Raw genomic sequence first — 24,355 nt, 5'->3', positions numbered from 1 at the left:
GCGGTGAACCGACAAATAACCGTGTTCCCTGAATTATCAGGGGTGATTACTGGGTCCGTGGATTTATGCTGATTCTGGGCGCGCTGTGGAGTATGAGCAGGACGACGGATCGGCGCGGCGGTCGGGACGGGTCGCCGCGGGTGGTGGTCGTCGACGATTCTCCGTTCATGCGGGGATTGATAAGCGACCTCTTGAGCGACGCCGGGGTCGCGGTCGTCGGCGAGGCGGGGGACGGAGAGGAGGCGCTCTCGGTGGTGGCCGAGACGCGCCCCGACGTCGTGACGATGGACGTCGAGATGCCCGGAATGGGCGGGCTCGAAGCCGTCGAGCGCCTGATGGAGGAGACGCCGACGCCGGTGTTGATGCTGTCCGCGCACACGGACGAGGGGGCAGAAGTCACCTTCGAGGCGCTCGACCGGGGCGCGGTCGACTTCTTCGCGAAGCCGGGCGGCGAGGTGTCTACCGGCGTCTCGCGGGAGTCGGACCGGCTCGTCGAGGCGGTGCGCTCGGTTGCGGACGCCGACCTCGACGCCGCGACCCGCGAGCGTGACGATCCGAGCGCCGCGGCGTCGCGCTCGCCGGGCGCCGCGTCGGAGGCGGACGCCGCGGACGTCGACGGCCCGCTGACGGTCGTGATCGCGGCCTCGACCGGCGGCCCGAACGCGGTCGAGCGCGTGCTGTCGGCGCTGCCGATGGCGGACTGCCGCGTGGTGATCGTCCAGCACATGCCCGAGGCGTTCACCTCGCGGTTCGCGAACCGGCTCGACGAGGCCTCAGCGTACGACGTGCGGGAGGCGAGCGACGGCGCCCGGATCGGCGCCGGCGAGGCGCTCGTCGCCCGCGGCGGAAGCCACACACGCATCGACAGCTACCGGTCGGGGCGGCTCCGGGTGAAGCTCGACGAAGACGACGACTCCCACACTGTCACCCCCGCGGCGGACGTGACGATGCGCTCCGCGGCCGAGGTGATCGACGACCCGCTCGTCGGCGTCGTGCTGACCGGCATGGGCTCGGACGCGGCCGAGGGGATCCGCGCGATGGCCGACGCCGGGGCGTACACGCTAGCGCAGAGCGAGGACACCTGCGTCATCTACGGGATGCCCAAGCGCGCCGTCGAGACGGGCGGCGTCGACGCGGTGTGCGACCTCGACGACGTCGCCGGCGCGATAGTGGGGGGTGAGGCCTGATGGACTCCCACCGCGCCGCGTTCGTCGCCGAGGCCGAAGACGGGATCACCGACCTCAACAACGCCCTGCTCGCGCTCGAAGCGGACCCCGAGGACGCCGAGGCGATGGACGACGTGTTCCGCGTCGCTCACACCCTGAAGGGCAACGCCGCGGCGATGGGGTACGAGGGCGTCTCCGACTTCGGGCACGCCCTCGAAGACCTGCTCGACGCGGTCCGGCAGGGCGAGCGCGAGGTGACGCCCGAGCTGATGGATCTCCTCTTCGAGGGGGTCGACACCGTCGAGGCGATGGTCGACGAGATCGCCGACACCGGCGAGGTGTCGACGGACCCCTCCGACCTCGAATCGCGCCTGCGCGAGATGGAGGAGCACGGTACCGTCGGCGGGAGCGACGCCGGCGGAGACGGCGATTCGGCCGGCGGCGCCGGCGATGCCGCGGCCGACGAAGGCGACGCCGGCGGTGACGATGATGGCGGAACCGAAGCCGACGCGGACGGGGAGGCCCCCGACATCTCGGTGCCGGAGCCGCCCGCGGCCGCGGACGACCTCCCGGGCCCGGTCGCGTACGCGGACGTGACGATCGGCGAGGCCCAGATGCCGGGCGTCGACGCGGCGCTCGTCCTCCAAGCCCTCGACGAACAGTTCGACGGGCACGCCACCGACCCCGCGCCCGAGGCGCTGGAGGACGGCGAGTACGACGAGGGGTTCGACGCCTTCGTCGGCGGCGCCGACCCCGAGGTCGTCGCCGAGGGGCTCCGGGCGCTCACGCAGGTCGAGGCGGTGACGGCGGCCGCGGTCGGCGGCGGCGACGCCGCCGAGGTCGAATCGAGCGACCCGGACGCCGAATCGGCGGCCCCCGAGCAGTCCGCCGCCGAGTCGGGCGACGCCGGGCCCGAACCCGCCGACCCCGGCGACGCTGACTCGGGCGAGATCGACGCCGAAGGCGCGGCGAAGCCGGCCGCGGCCGACGCGGACGACGAGCCCGACCAGTCCGACGACGACGGCGAAGCCGAGCCGTCCGCTGACGACTCCAGTTCGCCGTCGGACGACTCCAGTTCGCCGTCGGACGACTCCGGGTCCGCCGGCGGGACCGACTCCAAGTCCGGCGACGAGATCAAGTCGATCCGCGTCGACGTCGATCAGGTCGACGAGCTGTACGGGCTCGTCGAGCAGCTGGTGACGAGCCGGATCAAGCTCCGCCGCGAGATCGAGGGGACGGACGCGGAGTCGGACGCCTTAGACGAGCTCGACAAGCTCGCCTCCAGTCTCCAAGACACGGCGATGGACATGCGGCTCATCCCGTTCTCGCAGGTGTCCGACTCGTTCCCGCGGCTCGTCCGCGACATCTCGCGGGACCTCGACAAGCGGATCGACTTCGAGATCGAGGGCGACGACGTCGAGCTGGACCGCACGATCCTCACGGAGATGCGCGACCCGCTCGTCCACGTCCTGCGGAACGCGGTCGACCACGGGATCGAGTCGCCCGAGGAGCGCGAAGCGGCCGGCAAGGACCCGACCGGCCACGTGTCGCTCACGGCGGAGCGCGAGCGCGACCACGTGATCATCGAGGTGTCGGACGACGGCGGCGGGCTTGACCCCGACCAGCTCCGCGAGAAGGCGGTCGACGAGGACGTCAAGAGCCGCGAGGCGGTCGAGGCGATGGAGGACGACGAGGTGTACGACCTCGTCTTCCACCCCGGCTTCTCGACCGCGGAGGAGGTCACCGACGTCTCCGGCCGCGGGGTCGGGATGGACGTGGTCCGGACGACCGCGCGCGACCTCGACGGCTCCGTCTCGATCGAGAGCGAGCCCGGCGAGGGGAGCACGGTCCGGTTCCGGCTCCCGGTCACCGTCGCCATCGTGAAGGTGATGTTCGTCGACGTGGGCGGCACGGAGTACGGCATCCCGATCAAGTCGATCGCGGAGGTCGCCCGCGCCGACGACGTCGAGGAGGTCCACGGCGACGAGGTCGTCAGACACGAGGACGACCTCTACCCCGTCGTCCGGCTGAACGAACGTCTCGGCGAGATCGATCCGACCGCGGCGGAACGGCCGACCGAGACGCCAGCCGCCGACGGCGGCGTCGCGGCCGACGAGCCGGGAGACGACGGGTTCGTCCCGGCCGACCCCGCGGCGCCCGACGGGTCCGGCGAGGGCCCGAGCGACGACGGCATGCTCGTCCGGATCCGCGAGGAGACGCGCAAGGTCGCGCTCCACTGCGACGCGGTGCTAGACCAGGAGGAAGTGGTCGTCAAACCCCTCGACGGCCCGCTCTCGGGGACGCCGGGCCTCAGCGGCACGGCCGTCCTCGGGGACGGGGACGTCGTGGCCGTCCTCGACGTGGTGAGCCTATGAGCGGGTCGGCGGACGACGGCGAGACGGCGTTCGAAGGCGTCCTCCGGCAGATCGACGACACGGTGCCGTTCGAGCCGGGGTACTACAACGAGTCGTACCTCGACCGCCGGATCACGGCGCGGATGCGGCGGCGCGACACGGAGTCGCACGCCGAGTACGAGCGGATCCTCCGCGAGGACGCCGACGAGCGGCAGGCGCTGATGGACGCGCTCACGATCAACGTGACGGAGTTCTTCCGAAACCCGGAGATGTGGGACGTGCTCCGGGACGTGCTCCGCGAGCGGACCGCAGACCAGCGGCGCGTCCGCGTCTGGTCCGCGCCCTCGGCGGACGGCCGGGAGCCGTACTCCGTCGCGATGCTGGCCCGGGACGACCCGGAGATCGACGAGTCGCGGATCGAGGTGCTCGGCTCCGACATCAGCGAGGAAGCCCTCGAAAACGCCCGCGAGGGCGTCTACCACACGACGCGCACAACGGACATCGCCGAGGAGCTGGAGCCGCTCTCCGACCCCGACAAGTACGTCGAGCGCGACGAGGACGCGTTTCAGGTGCGCCCGGCGGTCAAGCGCCTCGTCGACTTCGAGACGCACGACCTGATCCGCGACGGCGCCCGCGACCCGTTCGACGTGGTGCTGTGCCGGAACCTGCTGATCTACATCGACGTGGACCACAAGGCCGCCCTGTTCGACACGCTGGAGGCGTCGCTGGCGGACGACGGCGTCTTAGTGTTGGGGATGACGGAGAGCGTCCCCCCGGACCGCACCGACCGCTACGAACCGATCGACAAGCGACGACGGGTGTTCGGGAGGCGCTGATGTCGCTGTACCAGCACGCCCGGGACGGGAACGCGGAGCGCCTCCGGGACGCGCTCGGCAGCGACAGCGCGGCCGTCAGGCGGCGGGCGGCGGAGTTCCTCGGCGAAGTCGGCGAGGAGAGCGATCAGGCGACGGTCGACGGGCTGCTCCGCGCGGCGACGACGGACGACGACCCAGAGGTCCGCGGGTCGGCGGTCGACGCGCTCGACGCGATCGGCGAGGAAGCGCTCCAACAGCTCCTTGAGGAGCTCACGGGCGGCGGCGGCGACGCCGAGGCCGAGTGGGTCACCGCGCGGAAGTTCGCCCGCGCGCTGAAGGCTGACCGCCCGGAGCTCCGGATGGCGGCAGCGAACGCGCTCGGGCGGCTCGACGACGCGAGCGGGGTCCAGCCGCTCGTCGGCGCGCTCGACGACGAGGACGCCCGCGTCCGGCTCCGCGCGGCGCAGGCCTGCGGGACCTTCGCGGACGCCCGAGCGGTCCCCGGCCTCCGCGAGCGGCTGGACGACGACGACCCGCGCGTGCGCCGCGCCGCGGCCAACGCGCTGGGGACGATCGGCACCGACGAGGCGCTGTCGCCGCTGTTGGACCTGCTCGACGACGGCGACGAGTCGATCCGCCGGATCGCGGCCGGGGCCCTCGGGAAGGCGAGCACGCCCGAACCGGTCGAGCCGCTCGCGCGGGCGCTCGGCGACGAGAGCGCGGTCGTGCGCAACGCGGCGGTGTACTCGGTGATCGAGCTGCTCTCGAACGTGCCCACCCAACAGAGCCACGCGGTCCGCGACCAGGTGGTCTCGGAGCTGAAGGCGGCCGACGACGCGACCGTCGTCGAGCCGCTCGTCGAGATCCTCACCGACGGCCAGCAGAGCCGCCAGCGGCGGAACGCGGCGTGGATCCTCGGCCGGGTGGCGGACCCGGACGCGTCGACGGCGGTGGAGGCGCTCGCCGACGCGCTCGCGGACGACGACCCGCAGACCGCGCAGTTCGCGGCCACGAGCCTCAAGAGCCTCGGCGGGCCGGTCGTCGAGGACCGTCTGCTCGACAAGCTGAGCCCCGAACACCCGGAGGACGCCCGCGCGAAGGCGGTGTTCGTCCTCGGACAGATCGGCGGACAGGAGACGCTCAACCGCTTGGAAGAGTACGCGGACGACGACAGTCAGGCCGTCAGGAAGCGCGTGTTCTCGGCCGTCTCGAAGCTCCGCGCGGGGGGTCCGTAAATGGCGCAGGACCAGGGCGAGTACAAGATCACCGACACGCAGGCGAAGTTCGCGGTCGCGGTCCGCGAGGGGCGGAAGGTGAGCGACGTCTCGTGGACGCCCGGGCGCGTCCTGCTCTCGAACCGGCGGCTAATCCTGGCCGGCAACGACGGGAAGCGGACGATTCCGCTGTCGAAGCTGGAGCGGCTCGGCGGCCGCCACGACGCGAACCAGTCCGTCGCGCGCGTCTCCAACTACGTGAGCTTCGACTTAGGCGATCAGGTCATGCTCGTCGCCGCCTCCGACCACGAGTCGTTCGAGCGCGACGTCTACCGCGCCCTGCTCGACCAGAAGACCGTGATGGCGAAACACCCCGCGATCGAGGGGGGCGTCGTCCAGGACACCGAGTGGGAGCAGGCCCGCGTGAAGATCGACGAGAACGGGCTCAACGCCGCCTTGGAGCGCGGCGCGTTCGTGAAGTTCGACCTCGACGACATCAGCGGGCTCGACGCCGCGAAGCGCACGGTGAACGGCGAGAAAAAGCCCGTCATCGAGGTGTCGCACACGGACGACGAGGGGACGAGCATCGAGACGCACGTCGCTGGCGACCCGAGCCGGATGCGGTTCGTCGAGTCGTGGCTCCGGAAGGGCGAGGAGCGGTCGTCGACGAACGTCGACCTCTCTAGCCGCGACCGCGAGGTGCTGATGGCGCTGTACTCCGGCGTCTCGCCGTTCGAGATCCCCTCGTTCCTCGGGATGGACGTCGACGACGTCGAGGAGACGTTTGAGCGGCTGGTCGAGCTCGAAGTGGTCGAGGAGGTCCGGATCCGCCGCGAGGTGGCGCTCAACTCCCGCGGCCGCAACATCGCCAGCGAGGCGATGAACGAGCAGTGAGGCGCGGTCTCCGCTTCTCGACCGCGCGGTGTCGCCGCGTCGAATCACAGTTAAGTCGGTGCCGCGTCGAGTCCGCCCATGAGCTACGAGGCGGTCCTCTTCGACCTCGACAACACGCTGTACCCGTACGCCCCCTGTAACGAGGCGGGCAAGCGGGCCGCGCTCGACGCCCTCCGCGAGCGCGGGTACGAGCTCGACCGCGCGGCGTTCGACGACCTCTACGCGACCGGTCGACGGGAGGCGAAACGCGAGACGCGAACCACCGCCGCCTGCCACGACCGGCACGTCTACTTCAAGCGCGGGCTGTACCGTCGCTCCGGCGAGCCGGACGCCGCGGCCGCGCTGGCGGCCGGCGACGCCTACTGGGACGGATTCCTCGCGGAGATGTCGCCCTGCGACGGCGTCGAACCGGCCTTCGACGCGCTCGACGCGGCCGGGATCGACGTCGCGGTCGTGACCAACCTCACGACGCGGATCCAGCTGCGCAAGCTCACGGCGCTCGGGGTCGACGACCGGATCGACTTGCTCGTCACCTCCGAGGAGGTCGGCCGCGAGAAGCCGAGCGCGCTCCCGTTCACGACCGCGCTCGCCGAGCTGGACCGCCGGCCGAGCGAGGCGCTGGCGGTCGGCGACAACCCCGAGACGGACGTCGCCGGCGCGAACGCGGTCGGTCTCGACACCGCCCTCTTCGTCGCCGACGGCGACGCGCCCGCCGAGGCGGACCTCTCGGCGCGGCAGCGCCCCGACCGTCGGCTCGACGCGCTCACCGACTTGACGGAGGTGGCGGCGTGACCCGCGACGACGCCGGGGGAGACCCCGAGCCGGGAGCGAACCCCGACCTCCTGCGCGAGGCGCGCGACGCGGTCGTCGAGTACGCGCCGGCGCTCGCCGATCTGACGCCCGGCCGGACCGGAAACCTGAGCGTCCGCGACGGCGACGCGGTGGCGGTCACGCCCACCGGCGTCCCCTACGACTCCTTCGACGCGGGGGACGTGCCCGTGGTGTCGCTGGACGGTGAGCGGCTCGCCGGGCGCATGGCGCCGTCGAGCGAAGTGCCGATGCACACGGGCATCTACGGGCACGACCGGCCGGGCGCGATCGTCCACACCCACTCGCCGTGGGCGACGACGATGGCGACGCTCGGCCGGAAGCTCCCGCCGGTCCACTACATGATCGCCGCGGTCGGCCGTGAGGTGCCGCTGGCCGACTACGCGCCGTACGGGACCGAGGAGCTGGCCGCGAACGTCGTCGCCGCGATGGCCGAGGCGGACTCCGACGCCGCAATCTTAGCCAACCACGGGCTCGTCGTCACCGGCCCGGACGTGGAGACGGCGGTCGAGAACACCCGCCACGTCGAGGACATCTGCCGGCTCTACCTGCGCGCGTCCGCGGTCGGCGAGCCGCACGTCCTCACCGACGAGCAGATGGCGACCGTCGAGGAGCGGTTCGAGAGCTACGGCCAGCAGCCGGACGCGGAGTAGGGGCGGCGGCGCCGGCAGTCGGCCGGTTTTATAAATACACGGGCGGCTACCGGATCGGTATGACAGACACGGAGCCGGCGCCGGCGGTCCGTGAGACCGCCGAGTCGATCGCGACGATGGAGATCCGCGGCGCGGCGACCATCGCCTCCGCGGCCGCCGAGGCCCTCGCCGAGCAGGCGGAGGCGGCGGCCGCGGCGGACGCGACCGCGAGCGACCCCGCGGCGTTCCGCGCGTCGATGCGCGCCGCGGCCCGCACGCTCCGCGAGACGCGCCCGACCGCGGTGTCGCTGCCCAACGCGCTCCGATACGTCCTCCAGCGGATGGAGGGCGACTCGGTCGACCGACTCCGCCTGAGCGTCGCCGACGCGAGCGAGGCGTTCGTCCGCCAGCTCGACCGCGCGCAGGAGGACCTCGGGCGGGTCGGCGCGAACCGCCTCGCCGACGGCGACACGGTGATGACCCACTGCCACTCCACCGACGCGCTCGCGTGTATCGAGGCGGCCGTCGAGCAGGGGAAGTCGATCTCGGCGGTCGTCAAGGAGACGCGCCCGCGCCAGCAGGGCCACATCACCGCCGAACAGCTCCGCGACGCGGGCGTCCCCGTCACGCTCATCGTCGACTCCGCGGCGCGGCGGTACCTCGACGAGGTCGACCACGTCGTCGTCGGCGCGGACTCGATCGCCGCCGACGGCGGCGTCATCAACAAGATCGGCACCTCGGGGCTCGCGGTCAACGCCCGCGAGCGCGGCGTCCCGATCATGACCGCGGCACAGACGATCAAGCTCCACCCGGAGACGCTGACGGGCCACACCGTCGAGATCGAGATGCGGGACGAGAGCGAGGTCATCGACGCCGAGACCCGCGGGGAGATCGGTGAGATCGCGGTCGAGAACCCAGCGTTCGACGTGACGCCGCCGCGGTACATGGACGCGATCGTCACCGAGCAGGGGCAGTTCCCGCCCGAGAGCATCGTGACGCTGATGCGGGAGCTGTTCGGCGAGGGCGCGGCCGAGCCGTGGGCGGAACCATGAGCGGACGCGACGGCGCGGGCGACGACGACATCGCGTCCGAACCTGGCGACGGCGAGGGCGTCGACGACTGGGACGAGACGGTCGCGGCGTGGGGCCGCGAGGTCGACGAGTGGGAGGGCGAAGGTTCCGAGGATCGAGGGGACGGCGACGGCGGCACCGCGACCGACGGGGCAGCCGACGACGGCGCGGGGAACGACGGCGCGGGGAACGAGGCCGCCGACGGCGGTGCGCCCCCCGCCGGCGACGGGGTCGACCCGTCGGTCGACCGCGACCCCGACCTGAACCCCGACGACGCCGACCGCGTCCCGAAGGTCGTCTCGGCGGGCCACATCAACTGGGACGTGACGATCCACGTCGACCGCCTCCCCGAGCCCGACGGCGAGACGCGGATCGACCGGCTCGAACAGTCCGGCGGCGGCAGCGCCGCGAACGTCGCGGTCGGGCTCGTCGACCTCGGCGGCCAGTCGGTCGTCTACGGCAGCGTCGGCGGTGACGAGTCGGGCGCGCTGGCGCTGCGCGAGCTCGCCAGCGCCGGCGTCGATCCCGGCCAGGTACTCGTCGACGCCGCCGAGCCGACCTCGGTGAAGTACGTCATCGTCGACGGCGGCGGCGAGCTGCTCATGCTCGCGAACGACGGCGCGAACGAGTCGTTCTCCGCGGCCGGGCTCGACCGCGACACGCTCGCAGCTGCCGACCACCTCCACCTCACCGGCCAGCAGCCCGAGACCGCCGCGGCGCTCGCGACCGCGGCCGCCGAGGCGGGTGCGACCCGGAGCTTCGACCCCGGGCGCCGCGTCGCGGACCGGGAGTTCGACGCCGCGCTCCACGCGAGCGACGTGCTCTTCGTGAACGACCGGGAGGCCGACGCGCTCGCGGCGGCCACGGACGTCGATCCGTGGGAGCCGGAGGACCGCGTCGTCGCGATCAAGCTCGGCGACGAAGGCGCGACGGTGCGGACGCCGCACGGCAGCGTCTCGCACCCCGGGTTCGACGTCGACCCGGTCGACACGACCGGCGCCGGCGACGCCTTCGCGGCCGGGTTCCTCGCGGCCGCGCTGCGGGAGCCGGAGATCACCGGCGACGGGTTCTCGCACGACCCGCGCGACTACCAGGTCCCGATCCTGGTCGGCAACGCCTGCGGCGCGGTCGCCACCGAGTCGGTGACCGCGCGCACGGACCTCTCGTGGGACCGCGTGCGGGACCGGATGGGCGAGTCGCCCGAGACGGACCTCCTCATCGAGGTCCGCGGCTGAGACGCCGCGGTTTGACGCCGGGCCGCCGCGTCAGTCCTCGTAGTCGAACGCGACGGCGAGGTCGTCGGCGCCGAAGAAGACGAACCGATAGCGGCCGGGAACGAGGTCCGGACAGACCCGGAACGCGTCCGCCTGCGGCCCGTCCCCGACGAGCCCGGACTCGCTCATCTCGAACTCCCACGTCAGCGTCCCCCCGGGCGGGACGCCGATCGCCACGTCGTCGTAGCCGACGGCGGGGTCGCCCTCTGTCGCGCGGAGCTCGGTCCAGCCCGCCTCGGTCAGGACCTCCAGGTTGTACTGCCCGCGACTACCGACGTACGCCGTGCGACCGGAGACGTTCGTCAGTTCGATCCGGAACGCAGTCCCGCGGCCGATCGCGAGCGGATCGGACCCGGGGGCGTCGTCGCCGGGGATCACAACGCGGAGCGCGAGCGGGCCGTCGCCGCCGGCGCTAGTGCCGACCCCGCCCGCGCCGCCCCAGTTGACGCCGCCCTCGTAGAGCTGTGGGTGACGCTCGGCCCCCTCCGCGTCGCAGTCGAACGAGGCGGGGACGTTCGACGGCCCGTGGTCGGGTCGGATCTCCCCGGCGAGCCCCTCCGGGTCGCGGATTCCGTCGGCGTCGCGCACCGTCCCGGTCTCGCCCCAGCCGTCGGTGACCGAGAGCCGCGCCGCCTGGGGGAGGGGATCGCTCGTGACCCGGAGCAGCGCGGCCGAGTAGGTGATCGCCTCGCCGCAGGTGACATCGTCGCCCCCCGGCCCCTGAACCGTCGCGTTCGCGACGAGGGTCCCGTCCTCGACCGCGACCCCGCCGAACGCGATCTCGTCGTGACAGGTGTCCGGCCCGACGGACTCGACGTAGCAGAGCCTCGACGCCGCGAAGTCGGTCTCCTCGACGAACGCGCGGACCCGTTCGGGCGCGTCGTCGAACAGCCCCGCGCCCTCGCCGTGCTCCTCGGTGATCAGCGCGCAGAACCCGCGTCGCTCGTTCCGGTTCCACGCCGGCCCGGAGAGGGCCGCGCCGACCTGCTGAACCGCCGTCGTCACCCCGTCGCCGCCGTCCCCGCCGTCGCTCGCGTTACCGTCGCCGTCGCGTCCGTCGCCGCCGTCCGTTCCGTTTCCGCCCGGGATCGGGTCGCCCGCCTCGGTACACCCCGCGAGCGCGGCGGCGCCTCCGACGGCGACGCCGTGGAGGGCCGCTCGCCGCGTGAGACCAGTCATACCTCGCGGTACGCTGTCGATACGTAAGTCCCTCCTGTAGACGCAAACGCGCGTCTAACCAACCGGTCCGCGGCCGGTCCGGGAGCGCGGGACGCGTTCCGGCCGGCCTACGCCGGCGGCGCGAACAGCGCCTCGATCCCCTCGGCGTCGAGGTCGGCGGCGAGGCCGAGCGCGAGCGCGACGCGCGCCTTCGGGGCCGGGAGGTCGCCGGCGAACGTGACGCCGTGGTCGGCGAGCGTGACGGCGCCGCCGGCGGTCCCGTACACCGGCTCCGTCGGCCCGGCGGGCGGGCGCCCGGCCACGACGACCGGCACGGACTCGACCGCTTCGCCGATCGCCTCTCCGAGCGCCCCGGTGACGTTCCCGAGACCGGTCCCCTCGACGACGATCCCGCCGACCCCCGCGTCGAGCGCGCGTTCGAGCGCGCCCGCACCGACGCCGGTGCCCGAGTGGATCACCGGGACCTCGGGCACGTCCTCAGCACCCTCGACGGCGTCTGCGAGGGGATCGACCGAGACGCCGCGCTCGGGGGTGCGGACGACGCGCGAGGCGGCGCGGGTGAACGTCGCGACCGGACCCGCGCCCGGCGAGGTCATCGTCGACAGCGCGTTGCTGTGGCCCTTCACGACGTCGCGGGCGGCGTGGAGCTCGTCGTCGAACGCGACGTGGACGCCGCGCGAGAACCGGCTGTCCGCGGCCGCCCGAACCGCGAGCGCGAGGTTCGCCGGTACGTCGCTGGAGGGCTCGTCGAGCCGGCGCTGCGCGCCGGTGACGACGACCGGCGCGTCGAGGTCCGTGAGGAGGTCCAGCGCGAACGCGGTGTCCGCCAGGGTGTCCGTCCCGTGGGTGACGACGACGCCGTCGGCAGCCTCGTCCGCGCTCACGCCCGTCCGGTCCGGGCCTTCGCCCACCGCCTCGCGCGCCGCCGCCGCGGTCGCGAGCACGTCGCGCCACCGGACGTCGAACCCCGGCCGCGAGCAGACCTCTCTGGCCGTCACCCGCGCGTGGTCGCTCACGGCCGGCACCGCCGCCACGAGGTCGTCGCCGGTCTTCTCCGGCGCCGCACCGTCCTCGCCCGGTTCCGAGGCGATAGTGCCGCCGCAGGCCACCACCGCCACGCCCGGGCGACCGCCGTCGGTTCGCGCCGCGGGTCGCTCTCGGTCGCTTCCGGTGCCGCCGCGCCGGCCGTTCGAGTCGCCGCGCCGGTCGCGGTGATCGGTCTCGGTCATACCGGTCCTCGCTCCCCGACGGACAAAGCGATTGGTACCGCGGCAGGCGCTCGGCTCGGCGCGCGCCGGACCGCGACCGGGGTCGACTACCGGCGGCTCGCGGCGGTCGGACTGCTCCGCGGGCCCAGACGCTCCGAAACCCTCGGTTCGGCACAGATCTCGAAACAAAGGATTAGCGGAGCCGATAAACAGTTAAAATATCTCTGAGCGGGTTTTAAAACGTCCAAACCGACCGAGAAACGTGGTGAAATTCGTCGAACCCTCGTCGGGCTATATGTGGTCCCCCTTCCTACGGAGAGGTGTCCATGTCAACCCCCGCTCCCACGCAGATCGCCTCCGGCGAACGGCTCGCCGGGCTGATGACCGGCACCGTGAAAGCCGCCGCCTTCTGGGCGGCCATCGCCATCCCGGCCGCGTACCCCGCCCTCCTGTACGCGGGCCTCGACGGCGGCACCGGGCAGCTGTTCGTCGCCCTGCTGTTCGCGAACGCCCTCGCGCTCGCGCTCGGTCACGACCACAAGCGCTGAGACCGCCGCCGCCGACTCGACCGCTCGCCGACCGCCGAGGCGTCGCGTGGACACCGACGCTGCGCCCTCCCGCCCTCCTCCGGGCCGTTCTCCTATCTCCGGGCCCTCCTCCCGGCCGCCCCCGCGCGCTTTCAGGCCGCGCCGTTCCGCTCTCGAAGCGCTTACCCCCGTCCCGGGCCGACTGCGGGTATGAGCGACGAGACCCGCGTCGAGTGGCGCGACTGGGGCCCCGAGGCGTTCGCCGAGGCCGACGAGCGCGACCGCCCGGTGCTGCTCTCGCTGTCGGCCACCTGGTGCGAGGGCTGTCACGAGATGGACGCGATCACCTACGCGGAGCCGCGGATCGCTGCCAACGTCAACGAGGGGTTCGTCCCCCTCCGCGTCGACGTCGACCGCCACCCGCGGGTGCGCGAGCGCTACAACATGGGCGGGTTCCCGACGACCGCCTTCCTCACGCCCGAGGGGAGACTGCTGACCGGCGCGGGCTACCTCGACGTCGACGGGATGCGGCAGGTCCTCGAATCGGTCCGACAGATGTGGACCGACAAGGGCCGCGACGCGGGGCGCGTCCCCCGGGCGCTCGACGCCGACCTGCCGCCCCGCGGCGACGTGACCGACGGGATAGAGAGCCACCTCGCCGGGCAGCTAGAGGCGAAGTACGACGCCGAGAACGCCGGCTGGGGGACAGACGCGAAGTTCCCGCTCCCGCGGACCGTCGAGTTCGCGCTGAAGCGGGACCGGAACCGCGCGCTCCGGACGCTCGACGCGGTCCGCGACCACCTCACCGACGACGTCGACGGCGGATTCTTCCGCTACGCGGGGACGTCCGACTGGGGGGACGTCGCCTACGAGAAGCCGCTCGACACAAACGCCGCCGTGACCCGCGCGTTCGCGAACGCCTTCCTCTACACCGGTGACGAGGCGTACCTCGACCCAGCGCTCGACGCCGTGGACTTCCTCACCGACGACCTCTGGACCGGCTACGGCGTCGGCGGCAGCCTCGGTCCCGGGCTCGGCCGCGCCTACTACGCCGCCCCCGCCGAGGACCGCGCGGACCTCGACGACCCCCGCCGCGACCTGACCGTGTTCGCCGGCGGCAACGCGCTCGCCGCGGACGCGCTGCTCGCGGTGGCCGCCTACACCGACGACGAGGGGGCCCGCGAGTACGCCGACCGGATCCTCGACGGCCTCGAACGCGACCTGATCGACGCCGACAGCGGCGCGGTCACCCACTACCGCGGCAGCGACGAGGCCGGCGAGTCCGACCTGTTGGAGGACGCCGCCCGCGTGGTCGGGGCGTACGTCCGCGCTGCCGGCGTCCGCGGCGAGGGGGCCGACGTGGCCTGCGCGGTCGCGGACCGAGCGATCGACCGGCTCCACGTCGAGGGGTCGTTCGTCGACGGGCCGCGCTCGGGGGCGGGACTGCTCGACCGGTCGTTCCGCCCGCTCGACGCCAACGTCGAGATGGCGACGGCGCTCCTCGACCTCGCGGCGCTCACCGGCGAGGACCGCTACCGCGAGGTCGCCCGCGAGACGGCCGAGGCGTTCGCCGGCGCGACCGAGCGCCTGAGCGTTCAGGTCGCCGCGTACGGGAGCCTCGCCGCCCGGCTCCGGCGCGGCACGACCGTCATCGCGGTCGGGACCGAGCCCGGGAGCGACCTCCACCGCGCCGCGTGGCGGGTCGCCGACCACGAGAAGGTGATCGCACCGAACGCACACGAGGCCGACGCGCCCGCGCCGCGGACGGTGCCGGAAGGAACCGCGGTCGTCCTCGCGGGCGACGAGACCTCCGAGCCGGCGGAAACGCCCGACGAGTTGATGCGTCGCGTCGGCGACGTCCTAGCGTAAGTCGCGCCGATACGCCGGGCAAAAATCGCCGCGTCGCGCCGGTGGCGGCGAGGACGCCCGATCGGTCGGTCCGGATCGTAAACGGGCGACGCGTTTATACGGGTGCCGCGGCATCCCCGGGTATGGCATCTCTCCGCGACCTGGGGCTCTCAGAGTACGAGGCCCGGGCGTACCGCGCGCTCCTCCGGACCGGTCCGACGACGGCGAAGGACCTCTCTCGGGCCAGCGAGGTCCCGATGGGGCGGATATACGACGTGCTCAACAGCTTAGAGCAGCACAGCCTCGTCCGCAGTCAGGCCGCCAGCCGACCGAAGAAGTACGTCGCGGTCGAGCCCGACGCCGCGCTGGACCGCCTGCTCGACGAGAAGAAACAGGAGCTGCGGACGCAGGCCGAGCAGTACGAGTCGGTGGTCGACGACCTCTCCGCCGAGCTCGACGCCGGCGAGCCGGTCGACGGCCAGTTCTGGACCGCGGCGGTCGGCGCCGAGGAGGCGACGGACCTCCTCTTGGAGCGGATCGCCGCCGCGGAGCGCAGGGTGGTCGTGGTCGCGGGCGCGCCGGCGACTGGCTTCGACCTCGGCACGATCGGTGAGCGCGTCACCGCCGAGCTGGAGTCCGCGCTCGAACGCGGCGTGGAGATCCGGGTGCTGCTGTCGCCGGCGACGGTCGACGAGCTCCCGCGGAGCGTTGGCAGCCGGTACACCTCCGAACTCGCCGACATGGACGGGTTCGAGGTCCGGACGTCGCCGAACGTGGACGGGACGTTCAACGTGTTCGACGAGATCGAGGTGTGCATCGAGGTGCCACACCCCCTGTCGGCGGACGAGCCGTTCGCGATGATCGACGTCAAGGACATCGACTTCGCGACGAGCGTGAAAGAGCAGTTCGAGCCGCGGTGGGCGGAGGCGGAGCCGCTGACGTTCGGGTGAGCTGACACCGAGACGGGACGCGGCGCGCGGTGCGAGACGCTTACCGGCCGAGTTCGCCGCGCAGGTCGCCTAGTCTGACCTCGCGTTCGGCGTGGGCGTTGTGCTGGTGGATCGACTCGTCGTTCGACTGTTTCATGCGGATCACGGCGTCGTCCGAGAGGTGCGGGAACTCCTCGACGGTGCCCTCGGCGAGCGCGCGGACGCAGTCCTCGACGAACTTCGCGTCGGCGTGGGCCTCGTAGGTCATGTGGTCCTCGTCGGGCCGCTTCGCCATGTTGTAGATGCGCGCGCTCATCGAGTCCCGGGCGACGTCGATCACGTCGCGGAGGTCGACGTCGGGGTGGCCGTCGGTCGTGATCGTCAGGGTCGCGTGGCCGCGCTGGGAGTGGCCGGGCTGCGGGACGGCGTCCAAGAACTCCTCGGTCGTCTCCTCGTCGATGCCGAGTTCGGCGAGCTTGTCGCGGGCCCGCGACTCGCTCATCCCCTGCGAGCAGGGGCAGACGGTCATCCCCGTCACTTCGGCGCCGATCTCCTCGCGCGTGCCGTCCTCGGTCGCCTCGGCGCTGGCGACGATCGTCGCCGTACTCTGCGTCTCGATGTCGGAGGCGGGCGTGTTCTCGCGGGTGACGAGCTCCGCCGTCATCGACACCTCGGCGGTGGTGGTGTAGTCGTGTTTCTCGAGGAGTCGCTCGGCGGCGTCGCCGCAGACGTCCTCGACGCGGTACGCCTCCTCGCGGGTGATGTCTTCGAGGATCTCGTCGACCGTCGCGAGGTTCCGCGACATGTCGATCCCCTTGCGACCGCTCGGGAGGTCGACGAACACCTCGAACTCCGCCATGAGGACGATGGGCCGTTTGTCGCCGCGCGCCAGCTTCACGAGCTTCTCCACGCCGGTGACCCCGACCTGCGACAGCCCGACGGTGACATCGGGGGCCGAGGCCTGTACGTCCGGCAGCTGATGACTCATTACGAACATGATAGTGACTCTCGGGATTAGCCCTTTCGGAAGGGGGAGGTACGTCGGGTAGTCGCGCGCGTGCGTCCCGGCCGCGCACGACGCGAAACGTGAGGGGCACCGCCGATCCGCGCGTGTGAGACCTCCACGCCCCGCGGGCCGTAACGCACGATTTATAACGGCGGCAGCGGAAGGTGTTCCAAGACCATGCCGAGTTCCAATGGGCCGCAGAAGGCGACTCGCGACAAGCTCTCGAACAAGCCCCGCAACCGCGGCACCTCCCCGCCGCAGCGAGCGATCCAGGAGTTCGAGGAGGGGTCGCAGGTCCACCTCAAGATCGACCCGAGCGTCCCCAAGGGGCGCTTCCACCCGCGCTTCGACGGCCGGACGGGCACCGTCATCGGCAAGCAGGGGTCGGCGTTCAAAGTCGAGATTCCGGACGGCGGCAAGACGAAGACGCTCATCGTCACCGCCGCTCACATGCGGGCGCAGCAGAACTGAGATGACGATCTTCAAAGAGAATCCCGTTACTGCGCGTTAGTATTCAACGCCGCTGTTTTTCTCGGATCACCGCGCTCAGAGAGACGGGTGTGCCTATGATCTCGCTCTTATGTAGAACTACGGAAAGCCCCCATAACAAGGCAGTCAATGGTGATATCGACGGATGCGCCTGTGAGATTCAGCGATCTAATGATCCCGAATGTATGAGCGGCCTGTTCCAAGCCTTGCTTGGACAGGCCGCGGAACTTCCGCAGCCACGGTTGAACAAGCGAAAACAGACATTCTGCCTGATTGATGTGGACTCCGTCAGGCGATACGTACCTCTCTTTGTGGACGACCGTTCGGTGATCCCGATCCATCTCGCGGTACGCTTGGAGTCCATCTGTCCAGACCTCTCCCAGCCGCTGGGAGAGGTCTTCAGCTTCCTGAATCACTGGCTCAAGATCGCCTTCGTAGTCGATCCCACGCTGTCCGCGAATCACACGAAGCGAGTCGCGGCACGCCGCGACGAGCGTCAGCTGGTCACCGTGACGCCCTCGCCAGCGTGATCGGCCAGTGCGCGACGAGCCGCCGCGAGAACGACTGTTTCGCGGCGGCTCTTGACCTTTGTAACCAGAACAGACTTTGCCAGATTCGTCGACCTGTGTCGGTCCATCGATGGTCTGGTTAAACAGTTCCCAGGTGAGGGGGAAGCCGCGCTGAACCGCGGCTTCCGCCTCCCGAATCGCCGTGTGAATGGTTTTGTAAGCACGACCGAGCAGCGGCGCAATCTGGTTGATGCTCAGCAGTGTATCTGCGTAGAGGGTGAAAGCGAGAAGCACCTCACCGCAGGAGAGGTGCTTCTCGTGAAATGGCGTTCCATGGGTGTATACTGGCTTAAATTCGCAATTACGACACCGAACTCGGTCGTGTTTTTCCCACGTCATAATGCTCTGGTGACCGCAGCGAGGACAGGATGTATTCTCCCAGAACTGCTTGAGCCGCCGCTCGATGCGGGCATCGAGCGGCTCGGTGTTGATCTCGATAACTCCGAGCTCGATTAGCTGCCGAAACATCCCGCCGAACGCTGACCCAGTGGAAGACATATCGCCAGATTAGAACTGTCTGAGTGTAATTATACGGGCTTTCCGCGTTTCTACATAAGAGCGTATGATCTTAACCAACGAGAACGGCGGTTGTCGGATGTTGTTGGTTAATAGTATCTCCCCGTCTTAGGCAAGGCTGGTGGAGGCCAGCCCGTGGGTGTTGTCGCTCACCCGACTATCACGCTCCGTCAGTCTCTGCGCTCGCCCCAAGTTAGTTTGCCATCGGTGGTGAGTTGTAGGCATGGCTGTCAATACAGCGGTGAACTTCCTCACGTTCGTCATCGAGGAGGTCGGGGCTTTCGCTTTCGGTGCCGCCGTTGTCGGGTGGGTGGCAAGGGATCTAATCAGCCAGCACTTCGACAAGGAGTTGAGCAAGTATCAGGCGGAGGTCGACAAAGAACTGAATCGGTATCAAACCGAATTGGAGAAGGACAAACTACAGTTCTCCGAGCTACATACCCAACGGGCGGAGATAACTGCGGAGCTATACGAGCGGTTCGTGGAGTTCGAGGAGGACATGCGGAGTCTCACAGACCTAATGGAACGATCAGATGAACCACCGAAAGACGAGAAACTGGAAATAGCAGCAGAGTCAGGGAATCAGTTCATCAACTTCTACATGAAGAACAAGATATACTTCCCCCCGCAAATCTGTGAGACAGTCGAGGAACTGAACGAGGAAATGAGAGACATATTTGTAACATTCAGGATTTATATGACGTACGACGGTTCGCCAGGCGACCCACACGACCTTGACCAATGGCATGAGTCTTGGAAAAGGGTAACAGAGGATGAAGTCCCTGAACTGAAATCCGAGCTGGAAGACCGCTTTCGAGATCTCTTGGGTGTCGAATTTGAACGGGATAACGACACTCTACGAAAGGTGGAAACGGAGCAAGAGTCCGAGACGGACACAGCGAAAGAATAGAACGGACTGCGGGTGCTTTACGCTAGCTCTGCCGTCAGCTCCACCGACTCTATCTCATGTGTCTCCACGTCGGCGCGGATCGTCGCACGGATCACTCCGTCCCGATCCCGCCCCTCGACGTGGAGCGGTTCCGCGAGATAGACGACGATCGTCTCCTCTATGATCTCGGGGCGGGTCGGCTCGGGATTGAACAGGAGTTGATCGAGGGCAATCTGTGGCGGAACTAAGCCGTGCGTGTTGGCAGTCACCACGTCGGCGTCGGCATCGAGGCAGCGGGCGTTGCCAGCCACGTCCCGAACGGCGGAGTCCGAAGGGATCGGAACGGTCGACATACTGCCAAAGTCGGGGGTGCGCTCCGTGTTCCACGTCCAACTGTGTGACTGACTCATAGTGAATCACCGTGATTCGCCGCGTAAGGCGCACATTTCGCTATCTCCGCTCGGAGCGGATGCGGAGCCGTCGCCGCCGTCTCCGTGATACTCTCGTCGCTGTTGCGTCCGTCGTTGGGCTTATCGCCCGTGGTTGCGTTGGTCGACATGGGTTCTGCTCTGACATCGAACCCACCCGCTCGCGGTCCCTACACCGCGGGCATCTTCTGCCTGGGGCGGGTTCGACGTATAGACTGTATCGCGGATACCACTTGAAACTATTGGATTTTGATACTTCTTTAAACAGACACCCAAACAGAGGCGTTTTAGGCGCTCTAACCCACCACCACGTTGATTACAGAGCAGACAGAGTATATCAACATGTAGGGAGGTGTTCCCCTTCGCGCCGTTTTGCCGTGGATATTCACGGGTTACAGGCACCCCTGCGGGCAGGGATACCGCTGTGCGTTCCGCACAGGATAGGTCGGCCCGCAGGACTCCCCACGGGGATTGTTGTGTGAGGGAAGAATCCCGATCACCCCGCCGACTCACTCACAGAATTTTACCAAATAGTGTCAAACATCTACCTACGTCAAATCGTTCACCCTCACGTCAGGTAGTCCCGAGCAAGTTGGTGGGCCGACAACTGTTAGTCGGATACGTTCATAGCCAGATCTGTGTCCTCAGTAAACGAAACCGAAACATTCTGATCAAAGTATGCCTCTTGATTTACTTGAAGCTGAGCCGATGACGTATCTTCTGGCACAGAAAATACGGTCAGCCCTGAGTATGACGCACCAGGGTTGAGAGAGACACTGGATAGGCTGTTACCAGAGCCGAACAGTCCCTGGTAATCATATACGACTCCATTAGATTCTAATCGTAGTAGCCGTGGTGTCAACTCTATCTGATTGTCGCCTGTGTTTGTGATTTCCATCCGTACAACGACAAACTTCTCTCCATCATTAGATCTATAAGTGGAAAGATCCTCCGCGTCCAAATCGACAGCAGACTGTGCTCGGGAGTTCCATCTGATTTCAAGTGATTGACTGGCGTCTGGTGGTGAAGCATCTTGAGCTGAGACACTAACATTCGAGACATCTGCTCCTGGGATGGAACCACCGCCGCCACCTGATAACGCGACAACAAGAAGAACGGCGACGGCAGCTATTATTGCGAACGTTCCGATTCCAATAGTAGCACCACGCGAAAAATTAATCCCTGCTCTACTAGCGATTAAGCGTCTAATCGGCGGGAGAATGAGCAGTCCTAGCACTAATGGCACTAAGCCAAGGAATGACTGAATCGTAAGCAGCAGAGAAACAAGAACCAGCGGTATGCCAACTACATAGCTAACAATTTTACCAAGTGTTATGTCCATATGACTACATTACTACTATACACATTATACTTTTGGGAGTGAACATTACGCACGTCGAGAGTCGAGGAGTTACAGGAACTGAAATATACGCTGGTCCCTGTAAATCAGACACAGCCTTTGTGTATCACAACAGCTCCCCGATCTATTCAGTAAATATAGTGATTATAGATAGTGGTTTAGCCATCATCCCATATCCCACAGAGATCGATGGCGACTGGAAGATTTCGCAGTTGGAGGAGAAAATTGGGCAGATTCTAACTAATGATGTAGGCCTGTTCTATGACAGGCTGAAAGAAGCAGGCATCGACGTTACGGACGATACAATTACGCCGCGTTGGCGCTATTTGCTGAGGGAATAAGTTCACCTCTGTTTGCCCGCTTCTCGGGTATGTTCTGTAATGGACTACGGCGGGCAACCACCCCGCCGTCCCGTACCGTCCCTCAACGGGGAGGATACGTACCCTTCGTAGGGTGACATGCGCACGCGCGCAAAACCCTGCCAAACGCTTATTGGTTGACTCGCTGTCCGTTTGTGTAATGGCTGACGGGTGGGACTCGTACCCACACGACTGGGATGAACGTCGCCGTGCGGTCTACCAGCGGGACGAATATCAATGTCAGAACTGTGGTCGACGTGGTGGCGCGGCAGGGAACGCCGAACTACACTGCCATCATATTGTGCCTAAAAGCAAGGGCGGATCACACGACACGAGCAATCTTGTGACGCTCTGTCGGGATTGTCACAACCAAGCCCACGATCACCACATCCCGAAGATGTCGAACGTGAGTAGTGGGAGTCGTGGACAGAACGCAGGGTTAGACGACTGGCAGTCCTCGACGCAGGCAAGTGAGAGCCTTCAGGCAGTTGCGGATGAACACTTTGAGTCCAATACAGAGAACCACAACGATTCAGATAGTGCCAATACATCCAGCAAAGAAGCGTCTGCGGGCGATAGTGGTCCTTCTCGTCGGATGCCTACTCGGACGTGGGTCGGCTCGTTCGGTTGGATTCTGTATGGGACTATGTTGTTTGGATTTGTGGTTCTCATTCTAAGTGGAAGCTCCGACGTGGGCTTAATCAGCCTCAGCTCATCGTTCTACCTCTTTGGTATCCCGATAATCCTTCTCTGGACGAGTCCGTATAGAAAGGAGACAATTAGTGTACTCCTGTTAGCGGTCCCTGTTTGTTTCGCACTTGGTATTGTTGGAGGGATAGTACCAGAGGGAAGTCTCATTAGATCTTGGACCGCTCTCATGGCAGTCGCATTTTCATACGCTCTGTCCCGCTGTGAGACTTCAGGCACCTCCTACTACGGAAAGATACGAGAACGGTATACCATGGACATGGAGACCAACGGACCAAACCACAACTAATCTGGTCGACCCTATGGGATAGACTCCGCCTCAAATTCTCGAAGGGTGTCCATCGCATCAGCAAGTTTCGTGTGATTCTGACTGCCGCCGAACGTGTGGCGGTTGTCTGAGGCAACATCGATGAACGCTGCTGTCTCGACCGCGGCGTCAGGTTCGGCCCCTTTGAGCGCGAGTTGCGGGAATTGCTTTGCGAGGTAAATCGCCCCACGGGATTGTACGTCGCCGTCGGTGAGTCGGTCTGCGCCCGTCTCGTCACGAAGGATGTCGTCAAACACACCCGTCCCGCTCGTCTTTGCTGACAGTCTCTCGGGGTTGGCGAGGAGTGGGTCAGGTTCGACACGAACGACGCCGTCCGTGAGTTCCACGTCGTCGGGGGCGTACTCGACGGGCTGACTTTCGACGGCGGCGGTGTCGTTGGCGGCGGACTGTTTGGTGGTTTCACCATCGAAGTCCCCACCGCCACGGGAGTCCCCGCCGTCATGCGGTTTCCCGTCATCCCCGTCGTCTTTGATCTCTATGTGTGACTCCACGGACCCGAAGGCTGCCGCGTTGAGGTATCTCGTCACCATCCGAGTGAAATCGGAACGTTCGACGGCGTCGAATCGGTCATAGTAATACAGGTAGCAATGGACGTGCGGCGTGGCCCAGTCATCGGTCCCTGCGAGGCTCCACACGTACGAGAGAAGGCCCTCTCCGACGTTTCTCGGAATTTCGTCGCGGGCTTCGGCCCATGAGTCCTTCGTATCTTGGACGAGCGTGTACGGCGTCACGAGCTTCTCACGGACATCTGTGGGCGACGGACGGAGACTTACGAGCACCGTCGTAATGTGGTCCGTACAAATCGGCCCGTTGGCGGTGTAGCCGTCGCCGTTTGTTGGATTCGGGCCGTTTGCTCGGAACGCCGCCGAGTCCGCCTTTGTCGTTTTCGAGTATTTCTGTGTCCCGCGCTGTACGTCGTCGCCGTCGCGGTCATCGGCAGCGACGTTCGCGCCCTCGGCTTTGCGATAGATACGACGAGCGCCTGCGAGGGTCACGGGGATGGGTGCGGGACAGTCAATCGATCCCCCGTCGCCGTCAAGGAAGTGACGCTCGTCGCAGTTGCCGCACCCACAGGCGACATACTTCGCAGGGAAGTCCTCGCTATACGGGGCTGACGGCGGCGCGACCAATGACTCGTCTCTGTGCTGCTTTGTGACTCGGTAATCACTCGGTGTCACGTCAGTCGGGCCTTTATATACCCCTGTCCCGCGGTCTGAGTTGGGATTGCTGGTGTGAGTGGGTGACTCCGTAGATTGGGAGTCATGAGAAGGGCGGAAGTGGGGTGTTGTCGACAGTGTATCGTCCCACGCACCACCCCCCTCTAACGGGACTGGCTCGAAGCAGTCTGTGTCGTAGGGGTGGACTGGCGTCGAATCCTCTCGCTGGATATAGAAACTCGGTGGTTGCCCTGGCTCTGTTCCATCGACTCCTTCCAGCACGTCTGCGAAAACCCCGTCTTTTTCCGCGTGACGGATGTCGTATTCCTTCTTCGCACGACCGACGGTACTTTTCGACACATCAATATCAAACGCCTCGCTAATTGCCTCGGCAGCGTCTCGAAGCGATAAGACGTGTTTCTGAAACGCACAACGAAGGACCGCGGGCTGACGGTAGGGATCGCGTCCGTCGTCAGGGTCGTAGCGATCTTGTAGATCGGCGGATAGTCCCGTCGACACTATTCGACCCCCCGTCCGCTGTCGTCGACATCCTTGATCTGTTCCGTCGCGTTACTGTCGTCGTTTTCGCTGGTGTCTGCCATCGTTGG

General features: G+C 67.4%; 23 protein-coding genes. 16 read left to right on the top strand and 7 right to left on the bottom strand.

Features of this window, described 5'->3' with window-relative positions:
- Positions 1–92: 92 nt before the first annotated feature.
- The 9 genes from cheB (at position 93) to EXE52_RS05005 (ending at position 10,208) form a co-directional block, all read left to right on the top strand.
- Positions 93–1,187 (top strand): chemotaxis-specific protein-glutamate methyltransferase CheB, encoded by a 1,095-nt coding sequence (gene cheB / locus EXE52_RS05045; protein WP_176450746.1) that lies wholly within the window; start codon positions 93–95, stop codon positions 1,185–1,187.
- Positions 1,187–3,541: a chemotaxis protein CheA gene (locus tag EXE52_RS05040; protein WP_089308309.1), complete on the top strand. Its 2,355-nt coding sequence runs from the start codon at positions 1,187–1,189 to the stop codon at positions 3,539–3,541. The genes cheB and EXE52_RS05040 overlap by 1 nt, the downstream gene beginning before the upstream one ends.
- The gene (locus EXE52_RS05035) at positions 3,538–4,356 is read left to right on the top strand and encodes a protein-glutamate O-methyltransferase CheR (RefSeq protein ID WP_089308308.1); all 819 of its coding nucleotides are present in this window, start codon (positions 3,538–3,540) and stop codon (positions 4,354–4,356) included. The genes EXE52_RS05040 and EXE52_RS05035 overlap by 4 nt, the downstream gene beginning before the upstream one ends.
- Positions 4,356–5,570 (top strand): HEAT repeat domain-containing protein, encoded by a 1,215-nt coding sequence (locus EXE52_RS05030; protein WP_049930400.1) that lies wholly within the window; start codon positions 4,356–4,358, stop codon positions 5,568–5,570. The genes EXE52_RS05035 and EXE52_RS05030 overlap by 1 nt, the downstream gene beginning before the upstream one ends.
- Positions 5,571–6,443 (top strand): CheF family chemotaxis protein, encoded by an 873-nt coding sequence (locus EXE52_RS05025; RefSeq protein WP_049930402.1) that lies wholly within the window; start codon positions 5,571–5,573, stop codon positions 6,441–6,443.
- A gap of 78 nt (positions 6,444–6,521) precedes the next feature.
- Entirely contained in the window at positions 6,522–7,235 is a 714-nt protein-coding gene (locus tag EXE52_RS05020; RefSeq protein WP_049930404.1) for an HAD family hydrolase, read from the top strand.
- Positions 7,232–7,924, top strand: coding sequence for a class II aldolase/adducin family protein (locus EXE52_RS05015; RefSeq protein ID WP_089308307.1), 693 nt, complete (start codon positions 7,232–7,234; stop codon positions 7,922–7,924). The genes EXE52_RS05020 and EXE52_RS05015 overlap by 4 nt, the downstream gene beginning before the upstream one ends.
- A gap of 59 nt (positions 7,925–7,983) precedes the next feature.
- Positions 7,984–8,955: a ribose 1,5-bisphosphate isomerase gene (locus tag EXE52_RS05010; RefSeq protein ID WP_086215819.1), complete on the top strand. Its 972-nt coding sequence runs from the start codon at positions 7,984–7,986 to the stop codon at positions 8,953–8,955.
- Positions 8,952–10,208, top strand: a complete 1,257-nt coding sequence (locus EXE52_RS05005) for a carbohydrate kinase family protein (RefSeq protein WP_086215818.1) — start codon at positions 8,952–8,954, stop codon at positions 10,206–10,208. Before EXE52_RS05010 ends, EXE52_RS05005 begins: the two co-directional genes overlap by 4 nt.
- Positions 10,209–10,238: 30 nt before the next feature.
- Here EXE52_RS05005 and EXE52_RS05000 read toward each other — a convergent pair whose 3' ends face one another.
- Together EXE52_RS05000 and EXE52_RS04995 are read right to left on the bottom strand one after the other, a co-directional pair.
- On the bottom strand, positions 10,239–11,426 hold the full coding sequence (locus tag EXE52_RS05000; RefSeq protein WP_089308306.1) for a hypothetical protein: 1,188 nt from the start codon (positions 11,424–11,426) through the stop codon (positions 10,239–10,241).
- Positions 11,427–11,533: 107 nt separating this feature from the next.
- Positions 11,534–12,655 carry an asparaginase gene (locus EXE52_RS04995; protein ID WP_089308305.1) on the bottom strand — a complete coding sequence of 374 codons (1,122 nt, stop codon included), beginning with the start codon at positions 12,653–12,655 and terminating at the stop codon, positions 11,534–11,536.
- A gap of 305 nt (positions 12,656–12,960) precedes the next feature.
- Here EXE52_RS04995 and EXE52_RS04990 point away from each other — a divergent pair, with 305 nt between their 5' ends.
- From EXE52_RS04990 to EXE52_RS04980, 3 genes are all read left to right on the top strand, one after another.
- Positions 12,961–13,182 carry a hypothetical protein gene (locus EXE52_RS04990; RefSeq protein ID WP_049930415.1) on the top strand — a complete coding sequence of 74 codons (222 nt, stop codon included), beginning with the start codon at positions 12,961–12,963 and terminating at the stop codon, positions 13,180–13,182.
- Positions 13,183–13,371: 189 nt separating this feature from the next.
- A complete protein-coding gene (locus EXE52_RS04985; RefSeq protein ID WP_089308304.1) occupies positions 13,372–15,030 on the top strand; it encodes a DUF255 domain-containing protein in 1,659 nt (552 codons plus the stop codon).
- Positions 15,031–15,152: 122 nt separating this feature from the next.
- Positions 15,153–15,959, top strand: a complete 807-nt coding sequence (locus tag EXE52_RS04980) for a TrmB family transcriptional regulator (protein ID WP_049930418.1) — start codon at positions 15,153–15,155, stop codon at positions 15,957–15,959.
- A gap of 40 nt (positions 15,960–15,999) precedes the next feature.
- On the opposite strand, the gene mptA is transcribed toward EXE52_RS04980, so the two are convergent.
- Positions 16,000–16,926, bottom strand: a complete 927-nt coding sequence (gene mptA, locus EXE52_RS04975) for a GTP cyclohydrolase MptA (RefSeq protein ID WP_049930419.1) — start codon at positions 16,924–16,926, stop codon at positions 16,000–16,002.
- Positions 16,927–17,121: 195 nt separating this feature from the next.
- On the opposite strand from mptA, the gene EXE52_RS04970 reads away from it, so the two are divergent.
- A complete protein-coding gene (locus tag EXE52_RS04970; protein ID WP_049930420.1) occupies positions 17,122–17,415 on the top strand; it encodes a 50S ribosomal protein L21e in 294 nt (97 codons plus the stop codon).
- Between the two features lie 107 nt (positions 17,416–17,522).
- Here the strand turns inward: EXE52_RS04970 and EXE52_RS04965 are convergent, their stop codons facing one another.
- Entirely contained in the window at positions 17,523–18,500 is a 978-nt protein-coding gene (locus tag EXE52_RS04965) for an IS1595 family transposase (RefSeq protein WP_137703498.1), read from the bottom strand.
- A gap of 241 nt (positions 18,501–18,741) precedes the next feature.
- Between EXE52_RS04965 and EXE52_RS04960 the strand changes: the two genes are divergently transcribed.
- Positions 18,742–19,428, top strand: coding sequence for a hypothetical protein (locus EXE52_RS04960; protein ID WP_137703497.1), 687 nt, complete (start codon positions 18,742–18,744; stop codon positions 19,426–19,428).
- Between the two features lie 17 nt (positions 19,429–19,445).
- Here EXE52_RS04960 and EXE52_RS04955 read toward each other — a convergent pair whose 3' ends face one another.
- Together EXE52_RS04955 and EXE52_RS04950 are read right to left on the bottom strand one after the other, a co-directional pair.
- On the bottom strand, positions 19,446–19,760 hold the full coding sequence (locus EXE52_RS04955) for a hypothetical protein (protein ID WP_137703496.1): 315 nt from the start codon (positions 19,758–19,760) through the stop codon (positions 19,446–19,448).
- Positions 19,761–20,445: 685 nt separating this feature from the next.
- The gene (locus EXE52_RS04950; protein ID WP_137703495.1) at positions 20,446–21,177 is read right to left on the bottom strand and encodes a DUF4352 domain-containing protein; all 732 of its coding nucleotides are present in this window, start codon (positions 21,175–21,177) and stop codon (positions 20,446–20,448) included.
- A 38-nt stretch (positions 21,178–21,215) separates the two neighbouring features.
- On the opposite strand from EXE52_RS04950, the gene EXE52_RS04945 reads away from it, so the two are divergent.
- Together EXE52_RS04945 and EXE52_RS04940 are read left to right on the top strand one after the other, a co-directional pair.
- Complete coding sequence (locus tag EXE52_RS04945) at positions 21,216–21,536, top strand: hypothetical protein (protein ID WP_137703494.1); 321 nt, start codon at positions 21,216–21,218, stop codon at positions 21,534–21,536.
- Positions 21,537–21,714: 178 nt separating this feature from the next.
- Complete coding sequence (locus tag EXE52_RS04940) at positions 21,715–22,551, top strand: HNH endonuclease (protein ID WP_137703493.1); 837 nt, start codon at positions 21,715–21,717, stop codon at positions 22,549–22,551.
- 11 nt (positions 22,552–22,562) lie between these two features.
- Here EXE52_RS04940 and EXE52_RS04935 read toward each other — a convergent pair whose 3' ends face one another.
- Complete coding sequence (locus EXE52_RS04935; protein WP_137703492.1) at positions 22,563–24,266, bottom strand: hypothetical protein; 1,704 nt, start codon at positions 24,264–24,266, stop codon at positions 22,563–22,565.
- Between the last annotated feature and the right edge of the window lie 89 nt (positions 24,267–24,355).

The organism is Halorubrum sp. CGM4_25_10-8A (assembly GCF_005435025.1).
Taxonomy (GTDB): Archaea; Halobacteriota; Halobacteria; order Halobacteriales; family Haloferacaceae; genus Halorubrum; species Halorubrum ezzemoulense.
This window is presented reverse-complemented; position numbering and strand designations above follow the sequence as displayed.